The 18,097-nt window shown below is 29.6% G+C and carries 16 protein-coding genes and 1 pseudogene; 8 read left to right on the top strand and 9 right to left on the bottom strand.

What is annotated here, in order from left to right; genetic code table 11:
* Positions 1-65: 65 nt before the first annotated feature.
* Together B2X73_RS07010 and B2X73_RS07005 are read right to left on the bottom strand one after the other, a co-directional pair.
* Positions 66-692 (bottom strand): annotated as a pseudogene (locus B2X73_RS07010) (LURP-one-related family protein); the annotation flags it as partial.
* Between the two features lie 46 nt (positions 693-738).
* Positions 739-1,434: a YjjG family noncanonical pyrimidine nucleotidase gene (locus tag B2X73_RS07005; protein ID WP_286495339.1), complete on the bottom strand. Its 696-nt coding sequence runs from the start codon at positions 1,432-1,434 to the stop codon at positions 739-741.
* 51 nt (positions 1,435-1,485) lie between these two features.
* On the opposite strand from B2X73_RS07005, the gene B2X73_RS07000 reads away from it, so the two are divergent.
* Genes B2X73_RS07000 through B2X73_RS06985 form a run of 4 tightly spaced genes read left to right on the top strand, consistent with a single transcriptional unit; the run spans position 1,486 to position 5,924 of the window.
* Complete coding sequence (locus tag B2X73_RS07000) at positions 1,486-2,745, top strand: lipopolysaccharide biosynthesis protein (protein ID WP_280049012.1); 1,260 nt, start codon at positions 1,486-1,488, stop codon at positions 2,743-2,745.
* The gene (locus tag B2X73_RS06995; RefSeq protein WP_291053423.1) at positions 2,738-3,874 is read left to right on the top strand and encodes a glycosyltransferase family 4 protein; all 1,137 of its coding nucleotides are present in this window, start codon (positions 2,738-2,740) and stop codon (positions 3,872-3,874) included. The genes B2X73_RS07000 and B2X73_RS06995 overlap by 8 nt, the downstream gene beginning before the upstream one ends.
* Positions 3,871-5,118 (top strand): polysaccharide biosynthesis C-terminal domain-containing protein, encoded by a 1,248-nt coding sequence (locus B2X73_RS06990; protein WP_280049013.1) that lies wholly within the window; start codon positions 3,871-3,873, stop codon positions 5,116-5,118. Before B2X73_RS06995 ends, B2X73_RS06990 begins: the two co-directional genes overlap by 4 nt.
* Before the next feature lie 2 nt (positions 5,119-5,120).
* Positions 5,121-5,924: a class I SAM-dependent methyltransferase gene (locus tag B2X73_RS06985; RefSeq protein ID WP_125349542.1), complete on the top strand. Its 804-nt coding sequence runs from the start codon at positions 5,121-5,123 to the stop codon at positions 5,922-5,924.
* Here the strand turns inward: B2X73_RS06985 and B2X73_RS06980 are convergent.
* Positions 5,921-6,796 carry a polysaccharide deacetylase family protein gene (locus B2X73_RS06980; protein WP_280051190.1) on the bottom strand — a complete coding sequence of 292 codons (876 nt, stop codon included), beginning with the start codon at positions 6,794-6,796 and terminating at the stop codon, positions 5,921-5,923. The two genes, B2X73_RS06985 and B2X73_RS06980, sit on opposite strands and share 4 nt — an antisense overlap.
* Positions 6,797-6,902: 106 nt before the next feature.
* On the opposite strand from B2X73_RS06980, the gene B2X73_RS06975 reads away from it, so the two are divergent.
* The gene (locus B2X73_RS06975) at positions 6,903-7,598 is read left to right on the top strand and encodes a class I SAM-dependent methyltransferase (RefSeq protein WP_185144150.1); all 696 of its coding nucleotides are present in this window, start codon (positions 6,903-6,905) and stop codon (positions 7,596-7,598) included.
* Here the strand turns inward: B2X73_RS06975 and B2X73_RS06970 are convergent.
* The 6 genes from B2X73_RS06970 to B2X73_RS06945 form a co-directional block, all read right to left on the bottom strand.
* On the bottom strand, positions 7,572-8,459 hold the full coding sequence (locus tag B2X73_RS06970; protein ID WP_219033877.1) for a hypothetical protein: 888 nt from the start codon (positions 8,457-8,459) through the stop codon (positions 7,572-7,574). The two genes, B2X73_RS06975 and B2X73_RS06970, sit on opposite strands and share 27 nt — an antisense overlap.
* Positions 8,456-9,685, bottom strand: coding sequence for a polysaccharide deacetylase family protein (locus tag B2X73_RS06965; protein ID WP_125349538.1), 1,230 nt, complete (start codon positions 9,683-9,685; stop codon positions 8,456-8,458). The genes B2X73_RS06970 and B2X73_RS06965 overlap by 4 nt, the downstream gene beginning before the upstream one ends.
* A gap of 27 nt (positions 9,686-9,712) precedes the next feature.
* Positions 9,713-10,411: a RadC family protein gene (gene radC / locus B2X73_RS06960; RefSeq protein WP_125349537.1), complete on the bottom strand. Its 699-nt coding sequence runs from the start codon at positions 10,409-10,411 to the stop codon at positions 9,713-9,715.
* A 91-nt stretch (positions 10,412-10,502) separates the two neighbouring features.
* The gene (locus tag B2X73_RS06955) at positions 10,503-12,185 is read right to left on the bottom strand and encodes a glutamine--tRNA ligase/YqeY domain fusion protein (protein WP_125349536.1); all 1,683 of its coding nucleotides are present in this window, start codon (positions 12,183-12,185) and stop codon (positions 10,503-10,505) included.
* Between the two features lie 129 nt (positions 12,186-12,314).
* On the bottom strand, positions 12,315-12,839 hold the full coding sequence (rimM, locus tag B2X73_RS06950; RefSeq protein WP_280049017.1) for a ribosome maturation factor RimM: 525 nt from the start codon (positions 12,837-12,839) through the stop codon (positions 12,315-12,317).
* A 24-nt stretch (positions 12,840-12,863) separates the two neighbouring features.
* A complete protein-coding gene (locus B2X73_RS06945; protein ID WP_180905332.1) occupies positions 12,864-13,391 on the bottom strand; it encodes a 30S ribosomal protein S16 in 528 nt (175 codons plus the stop codon).
* Positions 13,392-13,716: 325 nt separating this feature from the next.
* Between B2X73_RS06945 and B2X73_RS06940 the strand changes: the two genes are divergently transcribed.
* The 3 genes from B2X73_RS06940 (at position 13,717) to B2X73_RS06930 (ending at position 18,087) form a co-directional block, all read left to right on the top strand.
* Positions 13,717-15,795 (top strand): S8/S53 family peptidase, encoded by a 2,079-nt coding sequence (locus B2X73_RS06940; RefSeq protein ID WP_286495331.1) that lies wholly within the window; start codon positions 13,717-13,719, stop codon positions 15,793-15,795.
* A gap of 84 nt (positions 15,796-15,879) precedes the next feature.
* A complete protein-coding gene (locus tag B2X73_RS06935; RefSeq protein WP_219033870.1) occupies positions 15,880-16,479 on the top strand; it encodes an HD domain-containing protein in 600 nt (199 codons plus the stop codon).
* A gap of 33 nt (positions 16,480-16,512) precedes the next feature.
* Positions 16,513-18,087 carry a S41 family peptidase gene (locus B2X73_RS06930; RefSeq protein WP_221854295.1) on the top strand — a complete coding sequence of 525 codons (1,575 nt, stop codon included), beginning with the start codon at positions 16,513-16,515 and terminating at the stop codon, positions 18,085-18,087.
* Positions 18,088-18,097: the final 10 nt, after the last annotated feature.

The raw sequence follows: 18,097 nt of genomic DNA, 5'->3' as shown, positions 1-18,097 counted from the left end.
GTTCTTATTTTGGACTGCAAATATAAAGACTATTTTTGAATCTGCAAATATTTTTTTAAATAAAATTATCCTCGATCTCTATCGCTTATGAGCATCATCATAAAACTCAAAACAAAAAGTGTATCATTTTCGGATGATTGATATTGATTTAATTTAAATTTTCGTCCAAAGAATGAAGGTTCTTTTGATACTTCCATCATTTCTCTTCCTTGTAAATCAGTTAAAACATATTTTGGATTGAAAATATAACCTGAGAAAAATCCTACAACGGGAATTTCTCCAACCATTCCGTCCATCATACGCGTAAAACCACTACGTTCGTTGATTGTAAATAAATGATTATCATTTGCGTCGTAAATATGAAAAGTCGCTTTCCAAAAGGATTTGAAAGTTTTTCGTTTTGCTTTACCAACAACATTTCCGTTCGCATCTGTAATGGTAAAAGTTTGTTGAAAATCGATGATTTTATTCGAACGAAGTTGAAAAAGTTCTTCTTTTTTCGATGAATCACGGTAGATTTTAATCACATCTCGCCACGAAAGAATTTTTTCGCGTACATAAAACACAGGTTGATTATTAGCATCTGTTACAGAAAAATCATTGGAAAAAGTTGCAATATGAAACTTTATATCAAGCGGAAATTTTAGGTTGTTTAAATTCATAAGTATTGAGTAATTTTTATCAAAAATAGATTTTTTTCTGACATAAAAAAAGGTTCAGAATTTCTGAACCTTAAGTTTATAAATAATTTCTTACTTCATCTAAATGTGTAATTGTAGGAACATCATCCATCGAAAAATTATCATCTAATCGATCAAAGAAAATCGCTGACATTCCGAAAGCTTTTGCGCCAACAGCATCCGCAATCCAATCGTCACCAATGTAAATTGATTCATCTTTTTTAGCACCAGATTTTTCCATTGCCAAAGAAAAAATACGAGGATCAGGTTTCAAGATTTTGATTTCGTCTGCATAAGTCACCGTATCAAAAAAACCATTTAATTCTGATGTTTCAATTTTACGTTTCGAAACTTCGATAAATCCATTTGTGATAATGTGTAATTGATATTTTGGTTTCAAATAATCCAACAATTCCATTGCTCCATCCACCACTTCATTGTAATTGGTAATCGTTTCCATGTATTCATCTTCAAAAATCTTTGCTAGAGCATCATTATCAATCCCAAGATTATCAAAAGCTTCTTTGAAACGACGAGCACGTAATTCTTCTTTTGTAATTTTTTTGTCACGAATCAAAGCCCAAAGACCTTCGTTGCTATCGTGATAAAATGGATGAAATTCCTCGAATGTAAAACCATATCTATTTTCTACATCATACTTTTTGTAAAGCTCATCTAGCGCGAATTTTGCATTTTTTCTGAAATCCCAAAGTGTGTTATCAAGATCGAAAAAAACGTGTTTTATTGTGTTCATAAATGCAAAGCTAAGGATTTTATGTAGATTTGCTGATGAAGAAAATATCAATTGAAAGCGAAGTTAGAAAAATTTAAAACGAAGAATGCCAAAGGTGTTTTGTCTTTGTTGGCAGGTAACACAATTGCGCAAGTGATTATGTTTATTGGCGGAATTATTTTGGCTCGAATTTATGGTCCAGAAGCATCGGGAACTTACAATGCTTTTTTGAGTTTTGTGGCCATTCTTTCTATTTTGACAACATTTCGTTTAGAGAATATTTTCGTGATTTCGAAATCATCGAAAGCGATTAGAAATTTGTTTACAACCTTATTATTAGTGAGTAGTATTGTAACGATTTTATTCTTTTTGGGTTATGCTATTTTAGAAAAAATTTTCACATTCAAAACCTCCTTATTTATTGTTTTCTTAAGTTGTGTTGCAGGGGTATTTACAGCTTGGAACAATGTACAAAATACGTTGTTTACAAAGTATAAATTATTCAAAAGTATTTCGACTGGATTTGTGATTAATGCGTTGTTTTCGGTTTTTTTTCAGTTCATTTTTTATTGGATAGGCTACAAAGAAACAGGATTGATTTATGGAACAATTTTCGGAACTATTTTGTCTTGTGCATATTATTTTTCAATTACAAAAGGACGATTTTCTTCCATTGACTTTGGGTTGGCTAAACGAACAATTTCTAAGAACAAAGAAATCATAAAATATACATTACCCTCAGAATCGTTGAATGCAATTGCTAACAATTTATTGCCAATTATGATCGCGATTTATTTCTTGAAAGAAGATGTAGCTTTTGTGGGAAATTCAGCTAAAGTTTTGGTTGTTCCTTTGACGTTGCTTTCCAATTCGATGTCTAAAGTTTTCTTTCAGAAATCTGCTGCAATGATTGATCATCGTTCACATCAATTATATGATTTATCGAAAAAAGTGGTGCTGTACAATGTTGGAGCAATTGCTGTTTTTCTTTTGTTGATGAATTGTATCGGAATTTTTATTCTCGAGTGGATGCTTGGACCAGAATGGCGAGGTCTGCATATTATGACGTGGATACTTTCATTTTGGATTTTGTGTCGTTCTGCAATGAATCCTATTCAGCAAATAGTTGTGGTTATCAAGAAAAATCATTACGCACTATACTTCAATATTTATTTGGTTTTCGTCACATTGATTACTTGTGTGATTGGCGGACTAAATAAAAACATACTTTTGACGTTATCTCTATATTCTTTCTTTGCAGGAATGGGCTATTTGGTTCAACTTTACTTTGTAATGAAAGAACTGAAACGTTATAAAAAGTTAGGTGAATAATTCGAGAAAAAATATTTTAGCTTTAGCATCTTGGTATCCGAGTAGAATTTTTTTAGATAATGGAGATTTTATTCAGCGCCATTTACGTTCTATCTCTACTTTAAATAATGTGACGCTTGTTCATGCAGTAAAAGATGAAAATTTAAAATCTAATTTTGAAATAGATGATTCTATCAACCAAAATGTAAGGGAAATAATTGTTTATTTTAAACCATCTTTTTTTCGTCCGTTTAATTTAATCAAACAATTTATAGCTTTTCTGAAAGGAGTTTCTTTGGTTAATAATTTTGATATAATTCATCTCAATGTTGTTTATCCAGCTGGTTTAGTTGCTTTGTTTTTGAAAAATAAATACAAAAAACCAATAGTTTTAACAGAGCATTGGACAGGATTTTCTCCAGAACGTTTTATTTCATTTCCATTTTACAAGAAGTTTTTAATTAAAAAAATACTTAGAAAGGTAGATGTTTTAACGCCTGTTTCAAATGATTTAGCACAGAAAATACTTAAAATTTATCCTATAACAATTGTAAAAATTATTCCAAATGTTGTGGATGTAGAATTGTTTTCGGTAAAAGAAGATTGTAAAATAAAAAGAATAACTTTTTTACATCTTTCGCATTTAGAAAATGAACATAAAAATATTTTAGGAATGTTGAATGTTGTTAAAAAGTTAGTTGATAATGGCTATGATTTTGAATTTCAGATTGGAGGAAATGGAGATTTAACTTTGATTAATAATTTTGTTGAAGAAAATAATTTGTCTGCTTTTGTAAAATCTTTTGGGCGATTACAACATTTTGAAGTGAATCAAAAGATGAAAAATGTGAATTGTTTTGTACTTTTTAGTAATTATGAAAATCAACCTTGTGTACAAATAGAAGCTTTTGCTTCGGGAATTCCTGTTATCGCAAGTGATGTTGGTGGAATTAAAGAATTTATGCCAAATAATTTTGGATTTATTGTGAATAAAAATGATGAATCAGCACTTTATAAAGCAATGGTTGAGGTGATAGAAGGTTATGAATTTGCAACACCAAAGGAATTAAATAATTATGTTTTGAATAATTTTTCTAAGGAAGAAATTGCTCAACAATTTGATGATGTCTACACGAAAGTTTTAGAATGAAAGATTTAATCAAATTCATACAATCCTTTTTACAAAACAATGGTTTTTACGTTTTTTTATCTTTTGTGGTAGAAAAATTAGTGATGTTGATTAATACCATTTTCATTGTAAAAATGATTCCTCAAGATGAATTTGGTCGTATAACACTTATCGCATCTATCATTGGGTTTGTTACGCCATGGAATGGATTAGGTTCATTACAGGTTTTGATGAAATTTGGTGCTGGTGAAGAAAATGAACAAACACGTAAAGACCTAAGTCGAAAATTATTTAGAAATGGTGTTATTAATCAGCTTATTTTATGTAGTCTTTTTATTGTAATTGCTAATTTTTATGCCATAAAATTTGATCATTTATTGTGGATTATTCTCTTGTTTTCTGTTCGTCTTTTGGGCTTATTTTTCCAATCACATCTTACAATTGATTATCGTATAAATGGTTTTAATAAAAAGTTTGCTTCATTAAATATATTGATTAACTGTTTGGGACTGATTTTTACATTTTTCTTAACCATCAACTTTGGAGCAATTGGTTATATGATTTCGCTGGCGATTACACCTTTTATTAGTTTATTTTTCTATTCTAAAACAATTTTACAACAATCAATAAGTGGTTTAAGTGAAATGAATTGGAAAATGATGTGGAAATATGGAAGAATGGAATCTTTGGCTTATTTCGCTTCAGAGTTATTGTTTTCGATTGATATTGGAATGATTGCGATTTTTATGACAGATAAAGATATTGCTTTGTATAAAGTTGCGATTCTTTTGCCTATGAATTTATTATTTATTCCGACTATATTATTTCAAACCGATTTTCCTCGAATTATTAAAAATAGTCAGAACAAGGATTTTCTGAAATTTTATATAAAAAATTATTATAAGCTATTCATTCCTATAGGAATTAGTATTCTTTTAGGAAGTTATTTTCTTAGAGATTTTATAATCGAGTTATTTTTCAATAAAAGTTATTTAACTGGTGGTACAGTTTTTTTTATTGCAACAATAGCAGTTGTTTTAGCAATGTTGTTTAGAGTATTATACATTAACTTGAATAGTACAATAGGAAGATCAGATTGGAATGTAAGAGTATCAATCCTCTCAATTGTTTGTTTAGTTATTTTTGATGCGCTATTAATTCCTTTTTATGGAATAGAAGGAGCAGCTTTAGGTATGTTAATAACTTTCTTAATTTCTGGATTATACGCATATTATTTGTTTAATAAGTATTTAAAAAATATTTAAAAATGTCATTATCAAAAAAAATATCAAAATTTATAAATGGATTTTTTCAAATTTGTAAGAATCCTTGGTTATTAAATATTATCATTGACCAAAATGAAAATTGGGAAAAGAAAACGCCAAATCATTATAAGAAAGGACTAAATCAAGTTTCTTTAGATCAATTATTTCCAAATTTTGACGGAAAATTAGATACAGTTGCTTTTTTAGATGGCGGTTCTTTGATTACAGATTTATTACTGCTGAAAAATGCGTGTAAAGAATTTGAACAATGTAAATATTTCGAAATTGGAACTTGGAGAGGAGAAAGTATTGTTAATTTGATTGATGTTGCTGATGATTTGAATACGTTAGATTTAGATACAAAGGATTATAAAACGTATAACTTTTCACAAGATTATGAAAATGCACATGGTTTTTTTATAAAAGATAAATCTAAAATAAAACAACATTTAGGAGACTCGACTAAATTTGATTTTTCAGGATTGAATAAAAAATTTGATGTAATTTTTATCGATGGAAATCATCGTTTTGATTTTGTAGTTTCGGATACAAAAAATGTTTTTGAACATCTGATTCATGAAAACTCTATCGTTATTTGGCATGATTATGCATTCTCGCCAGAAAAGATACGTTTTGAAATATTGAATGCAATTATAAAAGGAGTTCCTAAACAATTTCATAAAAATCTATATCATGTAGAAAATACAATGTGTGCTATTTATACACCAAAGAATTATGAAGGAAATATTCTTAAACTTTACGATAATCCAAAGAGAATTTTTTCTATAGATTTAAAAATTAATTAATGAGAAACAACATGCTTCTGTAGTAGTTTCTGAATATAAAATTTATAACGATTCTTTTTTATAAAAATTGCTGGGTTAGAAATACAATTATCCATCGGAAGTCGCTGAATATTTGTTGAAATCTCATCGTTTTTTATTCCTGCCGTACCAAATGTAAAATCGGATTTTATAGTATTAAAAAAGTTTATAGAAACTCCATCATCTGTAAAAGGAAAAGAAAAAACTCGATAATCCAAATTAAACTTTTGTTGGATAAAATCTAAACTTTCATTTGTCTCTATAAGTTGTTGTTCAAAAGAAATATCGCGATAATAAGGATGATTCATTGAATGTGCGCCAATTGTAAAGCCTTGATGAATTAATGCTTTAATTTCATTTTCATTCAAATAAATTTCAACATCATTTAGTTTTATTTCTTGTTTTAAAATTAATGAATTAATTTTTTTAAGATCATGAATAGAATAATTTAAAAGTTCTTTTTTAAGGTTATTGTCTGTAATGTTTTCTAAAATGAAAGCAACTTTATACCGATAAAAAACTTCTTGATTGTCAATAAAATTTGGATTGATAAAAAAAGTTGCATCTAAATTTCGTTCTTTTAATATTGGAGCAATTATAGAGTAACATTGTTTCAAACCATCATCAAAACTAAGATGAAAGTAATTTTCTTGAGGAATAGAACCATTTTTTTCGTATAAATCAATTAATTCAATCATAGAAATATTGACATAATTTTTCTGAAAAAAATCTAATTCACGTTGAAATTGATCAATAGATTTTAATGGATATAATTGATCGATATGAATTAATCTTTTATCTGAAACTGTATGGTAAAAAGGAAATATATTTTTTTTGAATAAATTTAATATCATAAAATAGCAGTCTTAACGTTTGTAAGTAATGAATGCAATTAAAACATTTTATAAAAAAATATTTTCCGAAAAGATAAGAATTAATAATAGAAAAAATTTAAAGAAATTGAATGGATTATTTCTGAAAGGAAATAATTTTTATTGTAATTGTTGCGAACAATCTTTTTCTAAGTTTTTGGATAAATCAAACGGTATAGATAACCGAGAAAATGCTGAATGTCCAAATTGTGGTTCATTAGAAAGGACAAGAGTTTTGTTAGAGTTTATAAAAAATGAAACAGATTTATTGGTTAAACCGAATAAATTATTGCATATTGCTCCAGAAGACGCATTGAAAAATATTTTTAAACAGACCGATAATTTACGTTATATCAATGCTGATATTAACATTAATCTTGCTGATGAAGAAATGGATATTACTTCAATAAATTATCCTGATAACACATTTGATTATATAATTTGTTGTCATGTTTTAGGGCATATTCCAAACGAAAAAAAGGCAATTGATGAATTGTTTCGCGTTCTAAAAAAAGGAGGAAAAGCTTTGATTCAAACTCCTATTCATCCAATAAATAATACGTTTGAAAATGCTGAATTTAAGACAGAAGAAGAACGATTAAAAAATTATGGCGAAAAAGATTTATTGAGATTGCATGGACAGGACTTTCAAGAAAGATTAAAACGTGAAAATATAATTGTCGAAAAAATAGATTATCGAAATAAAATTGATCATAATTTAGCAAAGAAACTTTCTGTTGGAAATGGCTATCGTGAATTAATTTTTCTTTGTCAAAAAGTCTAAATTAGAATAGTTTGTATAATGATTTTTTATAGCACCAAAACCTTGCATAAATTTAGCTATAGAAGGAATCATAGAACCTTCGAAATCAAGTGTTAATTCTGAATTAGAAAAGTTTTTGATAATGTAATCTATTATGTAAGCTGATCCAAAATTACTTTTTGAATTCTTATTTCTTGCAAAAGCAAAATTATAAACTCGATTTTTAGAAATCATGATTAGTTGACAACCAATTAAATTTTCTTCTTGATCAAAAATTTCATAAATATTAATAATTTTTTGATTAAATAAACTTTGAATTTTTTCTTGCGAATAGTTTATTAAATTATTTGCGATCAAATATTCATAAGATGAATTTATTTTGAAAAATCGATTTAATTGAGTAACTTTTTCAATGTTATAATTGGATTTTTCTACTTTACGAATTTCATTTTTTCTATTTCTACTGTAATTTGAAAATAAAATTTCATAATCTTGATTCAAATCTAAAATATAATTAACCTTTTTCTGTCCCTTCGGTTCAAACATCTCTGTATTTTCCTCATTAAAAGCATAAGCTCTCACTAAATTTCGATGTAGTTTTTTCTCAAAAAGTTGAAAAGTTTCTTTTGAGAAATTTTCTTGATGAAAAACTCCTAATTGTTGACAATAAATTGGTTGTGTAATAAATTTTATACCAATTTTTTTTGTATATGGCAAAGGCATTATGGCTTCATAATCGTTCAAAACATAACAATCCCAATTGTTTTCAACTAAAGCATCCAAATAAAAAACTTCGGCATAAATGCGGTAATTCACCGATTTGTTGAGACATTCGGTATATTTATTAACATCTAATTTTTTTCGAGAAACTCTTTTTATCATTTAAAAATACTTTCGTAAACTTTTCGCCATTCAGTCCAATCTTCGTTCAAGTTTGATTGGTGGAATAATGTTATAAACGTTCCGTTTGTGGCTTTAATTGTTTGTTTCAATCGTTTTATTTCCTCTAAAGCTTGTTGCGGTGTTAATTTTAAATAATTTTTCAATGTAACATCCATTGCGACAAAAGGATATATTTTTAACAATGTTTGTTGATTTCTTGATAAGTCAAACCATTTGAATGGAGTAGATGTTCCAGCTCTAAAGCCTAATTGATGTGGGAATCCCATGGTGTAATCTTCCAAAATTTCATTTATTAACAATTGTTGATAAGTGTAAGGGAAATTCAATTTAATGAAATGTTGACGTGATTTTTTTATCGGTTGATTGCTAATTTTTTCTAATCGATTAATTTCAATTGTTAATTTATTTTCATCAAAATTAGATTGATAAGAAGGGTGAATTCCAATTTTTGCCCAAGTTGAAATGTTATTTATTAAATTTTTTTGAGCATTATTTTTCCAATGATGATTTTTATCGAAAGTAGAATAATCGCCCAATAACCAAAAGAAAACTGTTTCGATTTGATGTTTTTCAGCTAAAACTTTCAAATAATCAAATGTATCGTAAGGATCTTTTTTTTGCTGATTTAAAATTTTGATTTGATTCTGAAATTCTTTGAAATCACCTTTTAAAATTTTCTTTGAAAGTGAACCAAATTTTATTTTAGGAGAATGATGAAGATATTTCCATGCATAATCTACGTCATGAGTATTAATCTGTTTGAAAACTCTCTGTTTAAAATAAATTTCAGGAAATTTAGACTTTATCTTTTTTTGAATTTCAATACAAATTTCATCTACAATTGGTTTCGAATAATCTAAATCCGAACCTAAAAAACGATTGTGTTTATCAAATTTTTCTGGTTTTGCAATGTATTCTTCATAACGAGAAAGCCAATAAAAACATTTCCCAAATTCGTTTAAAATTGAATAATCAACATTTTCTTGAATGGTAGTTTCCAATAAAATATCATCAACTTTATAATTGATTTCATTTTCTAAAAATTGATTTGAAAAGTTGATTTTTGGTAAAATTGATTGTGAAAACTCATCAAAATCTGTAGTCGTTTTGTAGTCAATTCCAGAAAAATTATGAAAAATAAAATCGAAAATATATTCAATTCGATTCGTTATTTTTTCTGTAAATATGATGATTTTTTGACTCAAAATAGTTTTCAATAAAGCTTAAAGATATCAAATTAGACCATCATCCGCAAATGAATAAAAATCTTTTTGAGAAACAATAATGTGATCTAAAACTTGAATATCTAAAAGAGTGGCACCTTCTTTTATTTTTCGAGTAATGTGTATATCAGACTGACTTGGAGTAAGATTTCCAGAAGGATGATTGTGAGAAAGTATCATTCCAGTTGCCATTAACTCTAAGGCACGTTTAAAAATTACTCGAATATCGACAGCGGTTTGATTAATTCCACCTCGTGAAATTTGCTCAGTTTTAATGATTCGATTTCCTTGATTGAGAAACATTACCCAAAATTCTTCGTTTGGTAAATCACCAATTTGTTGTTGTAAAATTATGGCTGCGTCTTTGCTTGAAGTAATTTTGTCGCGTTCTAAAATCTCTTGCGAATTTCGTCTTCTTCCAATTTCCATTGCTGTGATTATCGAAATTGCTTTTGCTTCTCCAACTCCTTTGAATTTGCATAAATCTACAATTGAATATTTTGCTAATTCATTCCAATTATTGTTTGCAGAATTTAAGATTCGTTTTGCTAACTCTACAGCGGATTCATCACGATTTCCACTTCCCATGATAATCGCTAACAATTCGGTATCAGAAAGTGACGAACGCCCTTTTAAAGCTAATTTTTCGCGAGGACGATCATCTTCATTCCAGTTTTTTATCGAATTTTTATTCTCTAAGTAATCCATTTATATAAGGGATTGATTTTGTATTTTACAATATAATAAAAAAAGCTCGAACAAATTTGTTCGAGCTTGATATTTAATGAAATAGTTTTTTTTATTTATTGACTTTTGCCCAAGTATCTTTAAGGGTAACTGTTCTATTGAAAATTAACTTTTCTGTAGAAGAATCACGATCTAAAGCAAAATATCCAATACGTTGAAACTGGAATTTATCCTCCACTTTGGCTTCTTTCAAAGCAGGCTCAGCAAAACCTTCTTTTACAGTTAAAGAATTTGGATTGACAAATTGTAAAAAGTCAACATCTTTCTCTGCATCTGGAGATTCAACTGTAAATAAACGATCATATTCTCGAACTTCGATCGGAATATTCTCTGTTGCAGAAACCCAATGCAACGTACCTTTTACTTTACGTTTAGAAGCTTCAGTTCCACTTCCAGACTTCGTTTCAGGATCGTAAGTTGCATAGATTGTTGTGATATTTCCTTCAGCATCTTTTTCTACTCTTTCAGCTTTAATGAAATATGCACCTTTCAAACGAACTTCGTTTCCTAATGATAAACGGAAGAATTTTTTAGGCGCTTCTTCCATAAAATCTTCACGTTCGATGTAGATTTCTCTTGTGAAAGGAACGATACGAGTTCCAGCTGTTTCATCTTCCGGATTATTCTCAATTTCTAATTCCTCCACTTGTCCTTCTGGATAATTTTCGATTACCACTTTCACTGGATCAATAACAGCAAAAACACGAGGAGCAATTTTATTTAAATGATCACGAACAGAGAATTCTAATAACGAAATATCCAATACATTATCACGTTTTGCAACACCGGCTGTATTCCAAAAATTCTTAATCGATTCTGGCGTATAACCGCGACGACGCAAACCTGAAATAGTAGGCATACGTGGATCGTCCCAACCTGTTACAACTTCTTCTTGAACCAATTTCATCAACTTACGTTTACTTGTAATCATGTACGAAACATTACCACGAGCAAATTCGCGTTGTTTTGGTTTTTGAGGTTGATTTGGTAGTTCCACATTGTTCGCGTACCATTCGTATAAATCGCGATGATTTTTGAATTCTAATGAACATAATGAGTGTGAAATTCCTTCGATATAATCAGATTCTCCATGCGTCCAATCGTACATTGGGTACATTTTCCAAGTGTCTCCAGTACGGTGATGAGGACGTTTCAAAATACGATACATAACAGGGTCGCGCATGTTCATATTAGGAGAAGTCATGTCTATTTTTGCACGTAAAACATGTGTTCCTTCTTCAAATTCTCCCGCTTTCATTCGTTCGAAAAGATCTAAATTTTCTTCAACAGAACGATTTCTATAAGGAGATTCAATTCCTGGTTCAAAAGGTGTTTTACGTTGTTCATTAATCACTTCTGAAGACTGGTCGTCGATGTACGCTTTTCCTTCTTTAATTAATTGAACAGCCCAATCGTAAAGCTGCTGGAAATAATCAGAAGCATAGCGTTCTTCAGCCCACTCGAAACCTAACCATTTCACATCTTCGCGGATAGAATCTACGAATTCTTGCTCTTCTTTGTCAGGATTAGTGTCATCAAAACGTAAGTTTACAGGCGCATTGTAACGCTGTCCTAAACCGAAGTTTAAGCAGATTGCTTTTGCATGCCCGATATGCAAATAACCATTTGGTTCTGGTGGGAAACGAAAACGTAAATTTTCTTTCGGCATCCCGTTGGCTAAATCATCTTCGATGATTTGCTCAATAAAATTCAATGATTTTTTTTCTTCTTCCATTTTTTAATTACGATTGAGTTTGCAAAGGTACGAAATTGACAATAAATATAATGTCGAAAATTCCGGATTTTACAATTAGAAAAATTCAATCAAAAAATAGAAGTAAATAAATGATTTATAATGGATAAGTTACCCCAAATAAATTTCCAATAATCCGTTTGGAATTTGGATAAGCATTGCTTTTTCGTTACGATTAACTTCTAAGATCCACTCATCAATCATCGGGATTAAGATTTCTTTTCCGTTTGCATCTACTTCAAAATAAGCTTGTGCAGCAGAATCGTTAACAGATTTTATCGTTCCAACTTCTGTATTTGTTTGATCATAAATCGTGAAACCAACAATTTCGTGGTAATAAAAATCTGTTCCAGAAAGTTCTGGTAATGATTTTAGAGGTAAATAAAGTTCGCGATTGATTAATTTGTCGACATCTTCGTCTTCAACATCTTCAAATTTTACTAATAATTTTGTGCCTTGATAAGGCTGAGAAGTTTCGAAAAAAAATGGAACCAGTGTACCATCTTGCTCGATGAACACTGCTTCCAAAGTATCGTATAATTCTGGTTCGTCTGTATCCAAGTGAATGATTAAATTACCTTTGAAACCATGTCTCTTTGTAACTTTACCTAAATAGTAGCAATCATTTTTTGTCATTTGGAACGTCTCTGAACTTAAAAATTATTCTTCTGTAGCAACTTCTTCAGTTGTACCTTCTGCTTCTTCAGCAGGAGTTTCTTCAACTTGTGCAGCAGCTTCAGCTTCCTGAGCAGCTTTTACACGAGCTTCATTAACAGCTTTTTCAGCTTCTAATGCAGCAGCTTTAGCAGCAGCAGCACCTGAAGTTAAACCGTCTTTTTTAGCTTGAACTTTTTCACCTTTAGCTTCTAACCAAGCGTCGAAACGTTTGTCAGCTTCTTCTTGAGAAAACGCACCTTTAGCAACACCACCTAATAAGTGTTTTTTCATAAAAGCACCTTTGTAAGATAATAAAGCTTTAGCAGTATTAGTTGGCTCAGCACCAGTTTGTAACCATTTTACAGCAGAATCAACATTTAATTCTACAGTTGCAGGGTTAGTAATTGGGTTGTAAGTACCTAATTTTTCGATGAAACGACCATCACGTTTTGCTCTTGAGTCAGCAACTACGATGTGAAAGAATGGTTTTCCTTTACGACCATGTCTTTGTAATCTAATTCTTGTAGCCATAGTATAACTAATTATTTTGGGAACTCGTCCCGTTTTACAAATTTGAGGTGCAAATATACAAAAAAATAATAATATGAATTAGAATTAGTATTCAGATATTAATTCTAATTTTATATAAATCAATTTCATGAAATATTTAACATTAATGATACTTACATTATTATTGTCATGTAAGACCAATTCTACTGAGCTTAATAAGAAAAATGATATAGACTCGGTGATTATTAATGATGACCATATTAAAATTAATGATACACTAATTATAAGAGATTCAACAATAACTCCTTCAATAATTAGTGAATAAAATTACATAAATAAACATAGTATGAAGAAAACATTTATTTTATTATTTACATTATTTGGATTGTCAGCTTCTTTTGCGCAGGATAATAATGCGATTTTTTATAAAAAACTGGAAGAGCAGCAATTAAAGAATGAACAGAAGTTTAATAGTCTACAGAATAAGAATGCTAAATCTGTAATTGTAGATCAATCAAAAGGAATTTCTAATCTCGCAGGTTTTATAGAAGATTCACCTTTTTTTTACCAAACTGATGATATTAGAGCAAATACAGGAGCGGGTATTACTGAGTTACAAAATGAAGGTATTAATGGTTTTGTTTTGAATGGGAAAGATGTTAGTGTACTAGTAATGGACGGAGGGGCAGCGCTAGGAACACATATTGAGTTTAGAGATCTTGATTATGGAAATTCAAGCAGATTATTTGATACCGAAAATGGAGCAACTGCAATATCTGATCATGCAACTTCTGTATCAGGTTTTATTGCAGCCGAAGGTAGAGCTTCATTTAATGGATACCCACAATATGCAGCTAAAGGAGTATTAACAAAAGCTAAAATAAAAAATAGCAGTTTTAATACAACAACAAATGGAAACAATATACAGAAGCTTTTAAATGCAAAAGAAAATTTATCTAATCATTCTTATGGTGTAAATTTAGGATGGGATAATTATTATTCTAAGACAGATAAATTAGGTCCTGGATGGTATTTTAATATGACAAATTATCAAGATTTAGTTAAGGACGCCAGTGCTACTTTGAGTGGATCTTATTATAGTTCTGATGCTGATTTTGACAAGACGGTTTATAATAATCCAAATTATATTGTTGTTAAATCAGCAGGTAATTATTATGGTTCGGGACCAGATGCCTCTGATACTAATCCAAAATTCCAATACAAAGATGGGATTTGGACACCTTTTACTGCATCGGAAGTAATACCTTCAAAAAATTGTATTAATGATGCATATTGTATTGGTTGGGGGTCATTGGCTAAAAATATCATTGTTGTAGGAGCGGTTAAATTACCGAATACTACTGATTATAAATTTACGACATTAACAAAAGATAATAGAGCAACATTTTCAAGTGTTGGACCTCGTAAAGATGGAGCAATTAAACCAGATATTTCTACTTATGGAGATTCTTTGATTGCTCCTTCATATGACTCATCAAATCCTACACAAAATAATGTATTTATTATAGGAAGTGGTACATCTTTTTCTGCACCAATTGTGACGGGGGCAATGGGAATGTTGACTCAGTTACAAAGATTAGTAAATAATAATTCTACATTTACTTTTTTTGGAGATGAAGCTAAAACACTACTTTTACATACTGCTGATGAGGCTGGAGATAATGATGGACCAGATATTTATTTTGGTTGGGGATTATTAAATACTAAAAAAGCAGCAGAGGTTTTATTAGATGATACAAAATTGTTTGAAAGAAAATCAAAAGTTTCAGGTACAGATATAGTGTATGAAATAACTTCCGATGGAACACCTTTGAAAGCAAGTATTTCCTGGATAGACCCAGAAGCAGCTTATTTTAAAAATATAAATGATTTATTTTATAATCAGTCTTCAAGATTGATTAATGATTTTGATTTAAGAGTAGTAGAAAGTTCTACAAATGTTACTTATTTTCCATGGAAATTAGATTTAAATAATGTTACTGGTCCTGCAATCAAAGGAGATAATACAGTAGATAATTATGAACAAGTTCTTATAAAGACTCCAACAAAAGGAGCAAAATATAAAGTTATTATTTCAAATAAAGGAAATTTAATAGATAACGCAGGAGTTAAAAAGAATCAGGATGTTACTGTATTGATAACAGGTAGAACAACTGGAGCTCTTAATACAGATGAGTTAGCTGTTGATAAATCGATTTCTGTTTATCCAACATTAGCAAAAGATATTGTAAATGTACAGACAACTGAAAAAATAACAGTTGTAGATATTTTTGATATGACCGGAAAAAAAGTTTCGTCTTCGGATAAGAAACAAATTAATATTTCAAATTTACCGACAGGTGTTTATATTATTAATATCAAAACAGATAAACAATCGGTTTCTAAGAAAATTGTAAAACAATAGAACAGTATTTTTTCTATTAATTTAAAACTTCAATAACATTGTTATTGAAGTTTTTTATTTTAGCGTGAAATAGATTATTAAAAAATGAACAAACAAGAAATACTTATTCAGACACAAGCTTATATCAAAAAAACTTTTTTAGATGAAGGAACAGGACACGATTATTTTCACATAGAACGTGTGGTGACAAATGCGAAGAAGATTTTAGAAACTGAAAATGCAGATTCTTTTTTGGTTGAATTAGCAGCTTGGACACATGATATCGGTGATTATAAATTGCATAATGGAGTTGATAAATCGGAGGAATTAATTAGAAAATTTTTAGAATCAATTCATGTAGAGGAAGAATCAATTCAGAAAGTATTGGAAATAGTCTCGCAAGTTTCATTTAGTAAAGGAAATAAACCAACAACTATCGAGGCTGAAATTGTGCAAGATGCTGATCGTTTAGATGCAATTGGAGCGGTTGGTATTGCGCGTTGTTTTGCATATGGCGGAAGTGTAGGTAGTATTTTATATAATCCGTACGATAATTCGAAAGACGCTTCTAGCGTGCAACATTTTTATGATAAATTATTTAAATTAAAAGAGTTGATGAATACCAAAACAGCAAAAGAAATTGCTTTAAAACGTCATCAGTATATGGAAAATTTTATCGAAGAATTTTATCAAGAAGTGAAATAATATTGTAACTTATTATTCATTTAATTATCCTTAATGCAACTAAAATTTACTCTAATTTATTTGTCACTTTTATTGATATGCAGTTGTGCTTCTGTCGAGAAATATAATGCAGATATTGATAAAGAGATTCCTGCGAATAAATTGAAAAAAGATGTAGATTTTGTTTATAAAAAACTAAAAAGATATCATCCAAAATTAGATTTATATACTTCTCAAGAACAAATTGATTATAAATTTGATAGTCTTAAAAAGTCAATTGATAAACCATTGAAACCAAATGATTTTTATGTCAAGTTTTTTCCGATTTTCGAAAGTTTAGAACATGGTCATACAGATATTTATCCGATATATAAACGATTAGAAAAGAGCAAGGAAAAAAAATACAAAGAATCTAAATCTGCTTTTAGTGATTATAGTTTTTTTTGGCAAAATGATTCAGTTTTTTTAGTGACAGATTACAGTAAAATCAATCCGATTAATCAAGGTTCAGTTTTGCTTTATATAGATAGTGTTTCTACAAAGTATTTATACGATAAATATAAAAAAAGTATTTATGGAGATGGTGAAAATCAAACTTTTTCGGATAATGTCTTTAACCGAACTTTTCTCAATTATTTTACTTTAGAAAATGGAATTAAAGATTCGGTTGAATTAACTTTTAAAATGGGGAATTCAATCATCCGAAAAAAAACATTTCGTACCTATCCAAAACCTAAAAATGATAAGATTTCAGAACTACCAAAAATTACAAAAGAGCAGAAAGAAGTTGAGCGAAAAGTTAGGATAAAACAAAAGAAATACGGCTATTCTAAAAGTTCCAAAACCTATTCCAAAGATTTGACTTTTCCTACGAACGACAGTACGATTGCGGTGTTAAAAGTAACTGATTTCAGGAAAGGAAAAATACGCGAACTATATAAAGAGGTTTTTACGGATATCAAGAATCATAAAGTTCAAAATTTAGTTCTTGATCTTCGCAACAATGGTGGTGGTTACCTAAAAGATTCGCACTATTTATACGCTTATTTGGTCGATGATTCCAAGGCATTTTTAGGTGAAAAAATCGTCGCGAACAAAACCTCTTTTGGCAAGTCGTTGTACAATCTTTTTCCCGTTTATTCCTATCCGTTGCTTTGGTTGGGATCGGGTTATACTTATTTTTCGACGTCAAAAAATGCTAAAAATGAATACGAATTGCACATGCCTTTTTCGCATGTCAAAATAGATAAAGAGCTCGTGTATCACCACAATTTGTATGTCATTATAAATGGTGGTTCTTACTCTGCTTCGGCGTTGATTTCGGCTAATCTTCAACTAAAAAATCGAGCATTTTTTGTAGGTGAAGAAACGGGAGGAGATTTTAATGGAACGGTTGCTGGGTTGATGCCAAAATTTACGTTGCCCAATTCCAAACTCAAAATTTCGGTTGGTACAGTTTATCTTTCTCCTATTGAAAAGCGAGATGAACAGGCGCATGGTGTTTATCCAAACCAAGTTATTCAACCTAATTTGCAAGATAAAATTAAGCGTACGGATGCTGAACTGAAATGGATTTTAAATGATATTAAAAAAGGAAATATCGAATACAATAAAGCTTTAAAAATATAAAATCATCTCC

This window comes from Empedobacter sp. UBA7252 (assembly GCF_002472765.1).
GTDB lineage: Bacteria > Bacteroidota > Bacteroidia > Flavobacteriales > Weeksellaceae > Empedobacter > Empedobacter falsenii_B.
Note: the sequence above shows the minus strand (reverse complement) of the source record. Positions and strands in the feature narration are given on the sequence as shown.

Bases quoted from the DNA above. Each gene is read 5' to 3' on its own strand.
- B2X73_RS06970 (WP_219033877.1), bottom strand. From the start codon at position 8,459: ATGATAAAAAGAGTTTCTCGAAAAAAATTAGATGTTAATAAATATACC.
- B2X73_RS06930 (WP_221854295.1), top strand. From the start codon at position 16,513: ATGCAACTAAAATTTACTCTAATTTATTTGTCACTTTTATTGATATGC.
- B2X73_RS07005 (WP_286495339.1), bottom strand. From the start codon at position 1,434: ATGAACACAATAAAACACGTTTTTTTCGATCTTGATAACACACTTTGG.
- B2X73_RS06945 (WP_180905332.1), bottom strand. From the start codon at position 13,391: ATGGCTACAAGAATTAGATTACAAAGACATGGTCGTAAAGGAAAACCA.
- B2X73_RS06955 (WP_125349536.1), bottom strand. From the start codon at position 12,185: ATGGAAGAAGAAAAAAAATCATTGAATTTTATTGAGCAAATCATCGAA.
- B2X73_RS06940 (WP_286495331.1), top strand. From the start codon at position 13,717: ATGAAGAAAACATTTATTTTATTATTTACATTATTTGGATTGTCAGCT.
- B2X73_RS06985 (WP_125349542.1), top strand. From the start codon at position 5,121: ATGTCATTATCAAAAAAAATATCAAAATTTATAAATGGATTTTTTCAA.
- radC (WP_125349537.1), bottom strand. From the start codon at position 10,411: ATGGATTACTTAGAGAATAAAAATTCGATAAAAAACTGGAATGAAGAT.
- B2X73_RS06980 (WP_280051190.1), bottom strand. From the start codon at position 6,796: ATGATATTAAATTTATTCAAAAAAAATATATTTCCTTTTTACCATACA.
- rimM (WP_280049017.1), bottom strand. From the start codon at position 12,839: ATGACAAAAAATGATTGCTACTATTTAGGTAAAGTTACAAAGAGACAT.
- B2X73_RS06935 (WP_219033870.1), top strand. From the start codon at position 15,880: ATGAACAAACAAGAAATACTTATTCAGACACAAGCTTATATCAAAAAA.
- B2X73_RS06990 (WP_280049013.1), top strand. From the start codon at position 3,871: ATGAAAGATTTAATCAAATTCATACAATCCTTTTTACAAAACAATGGT.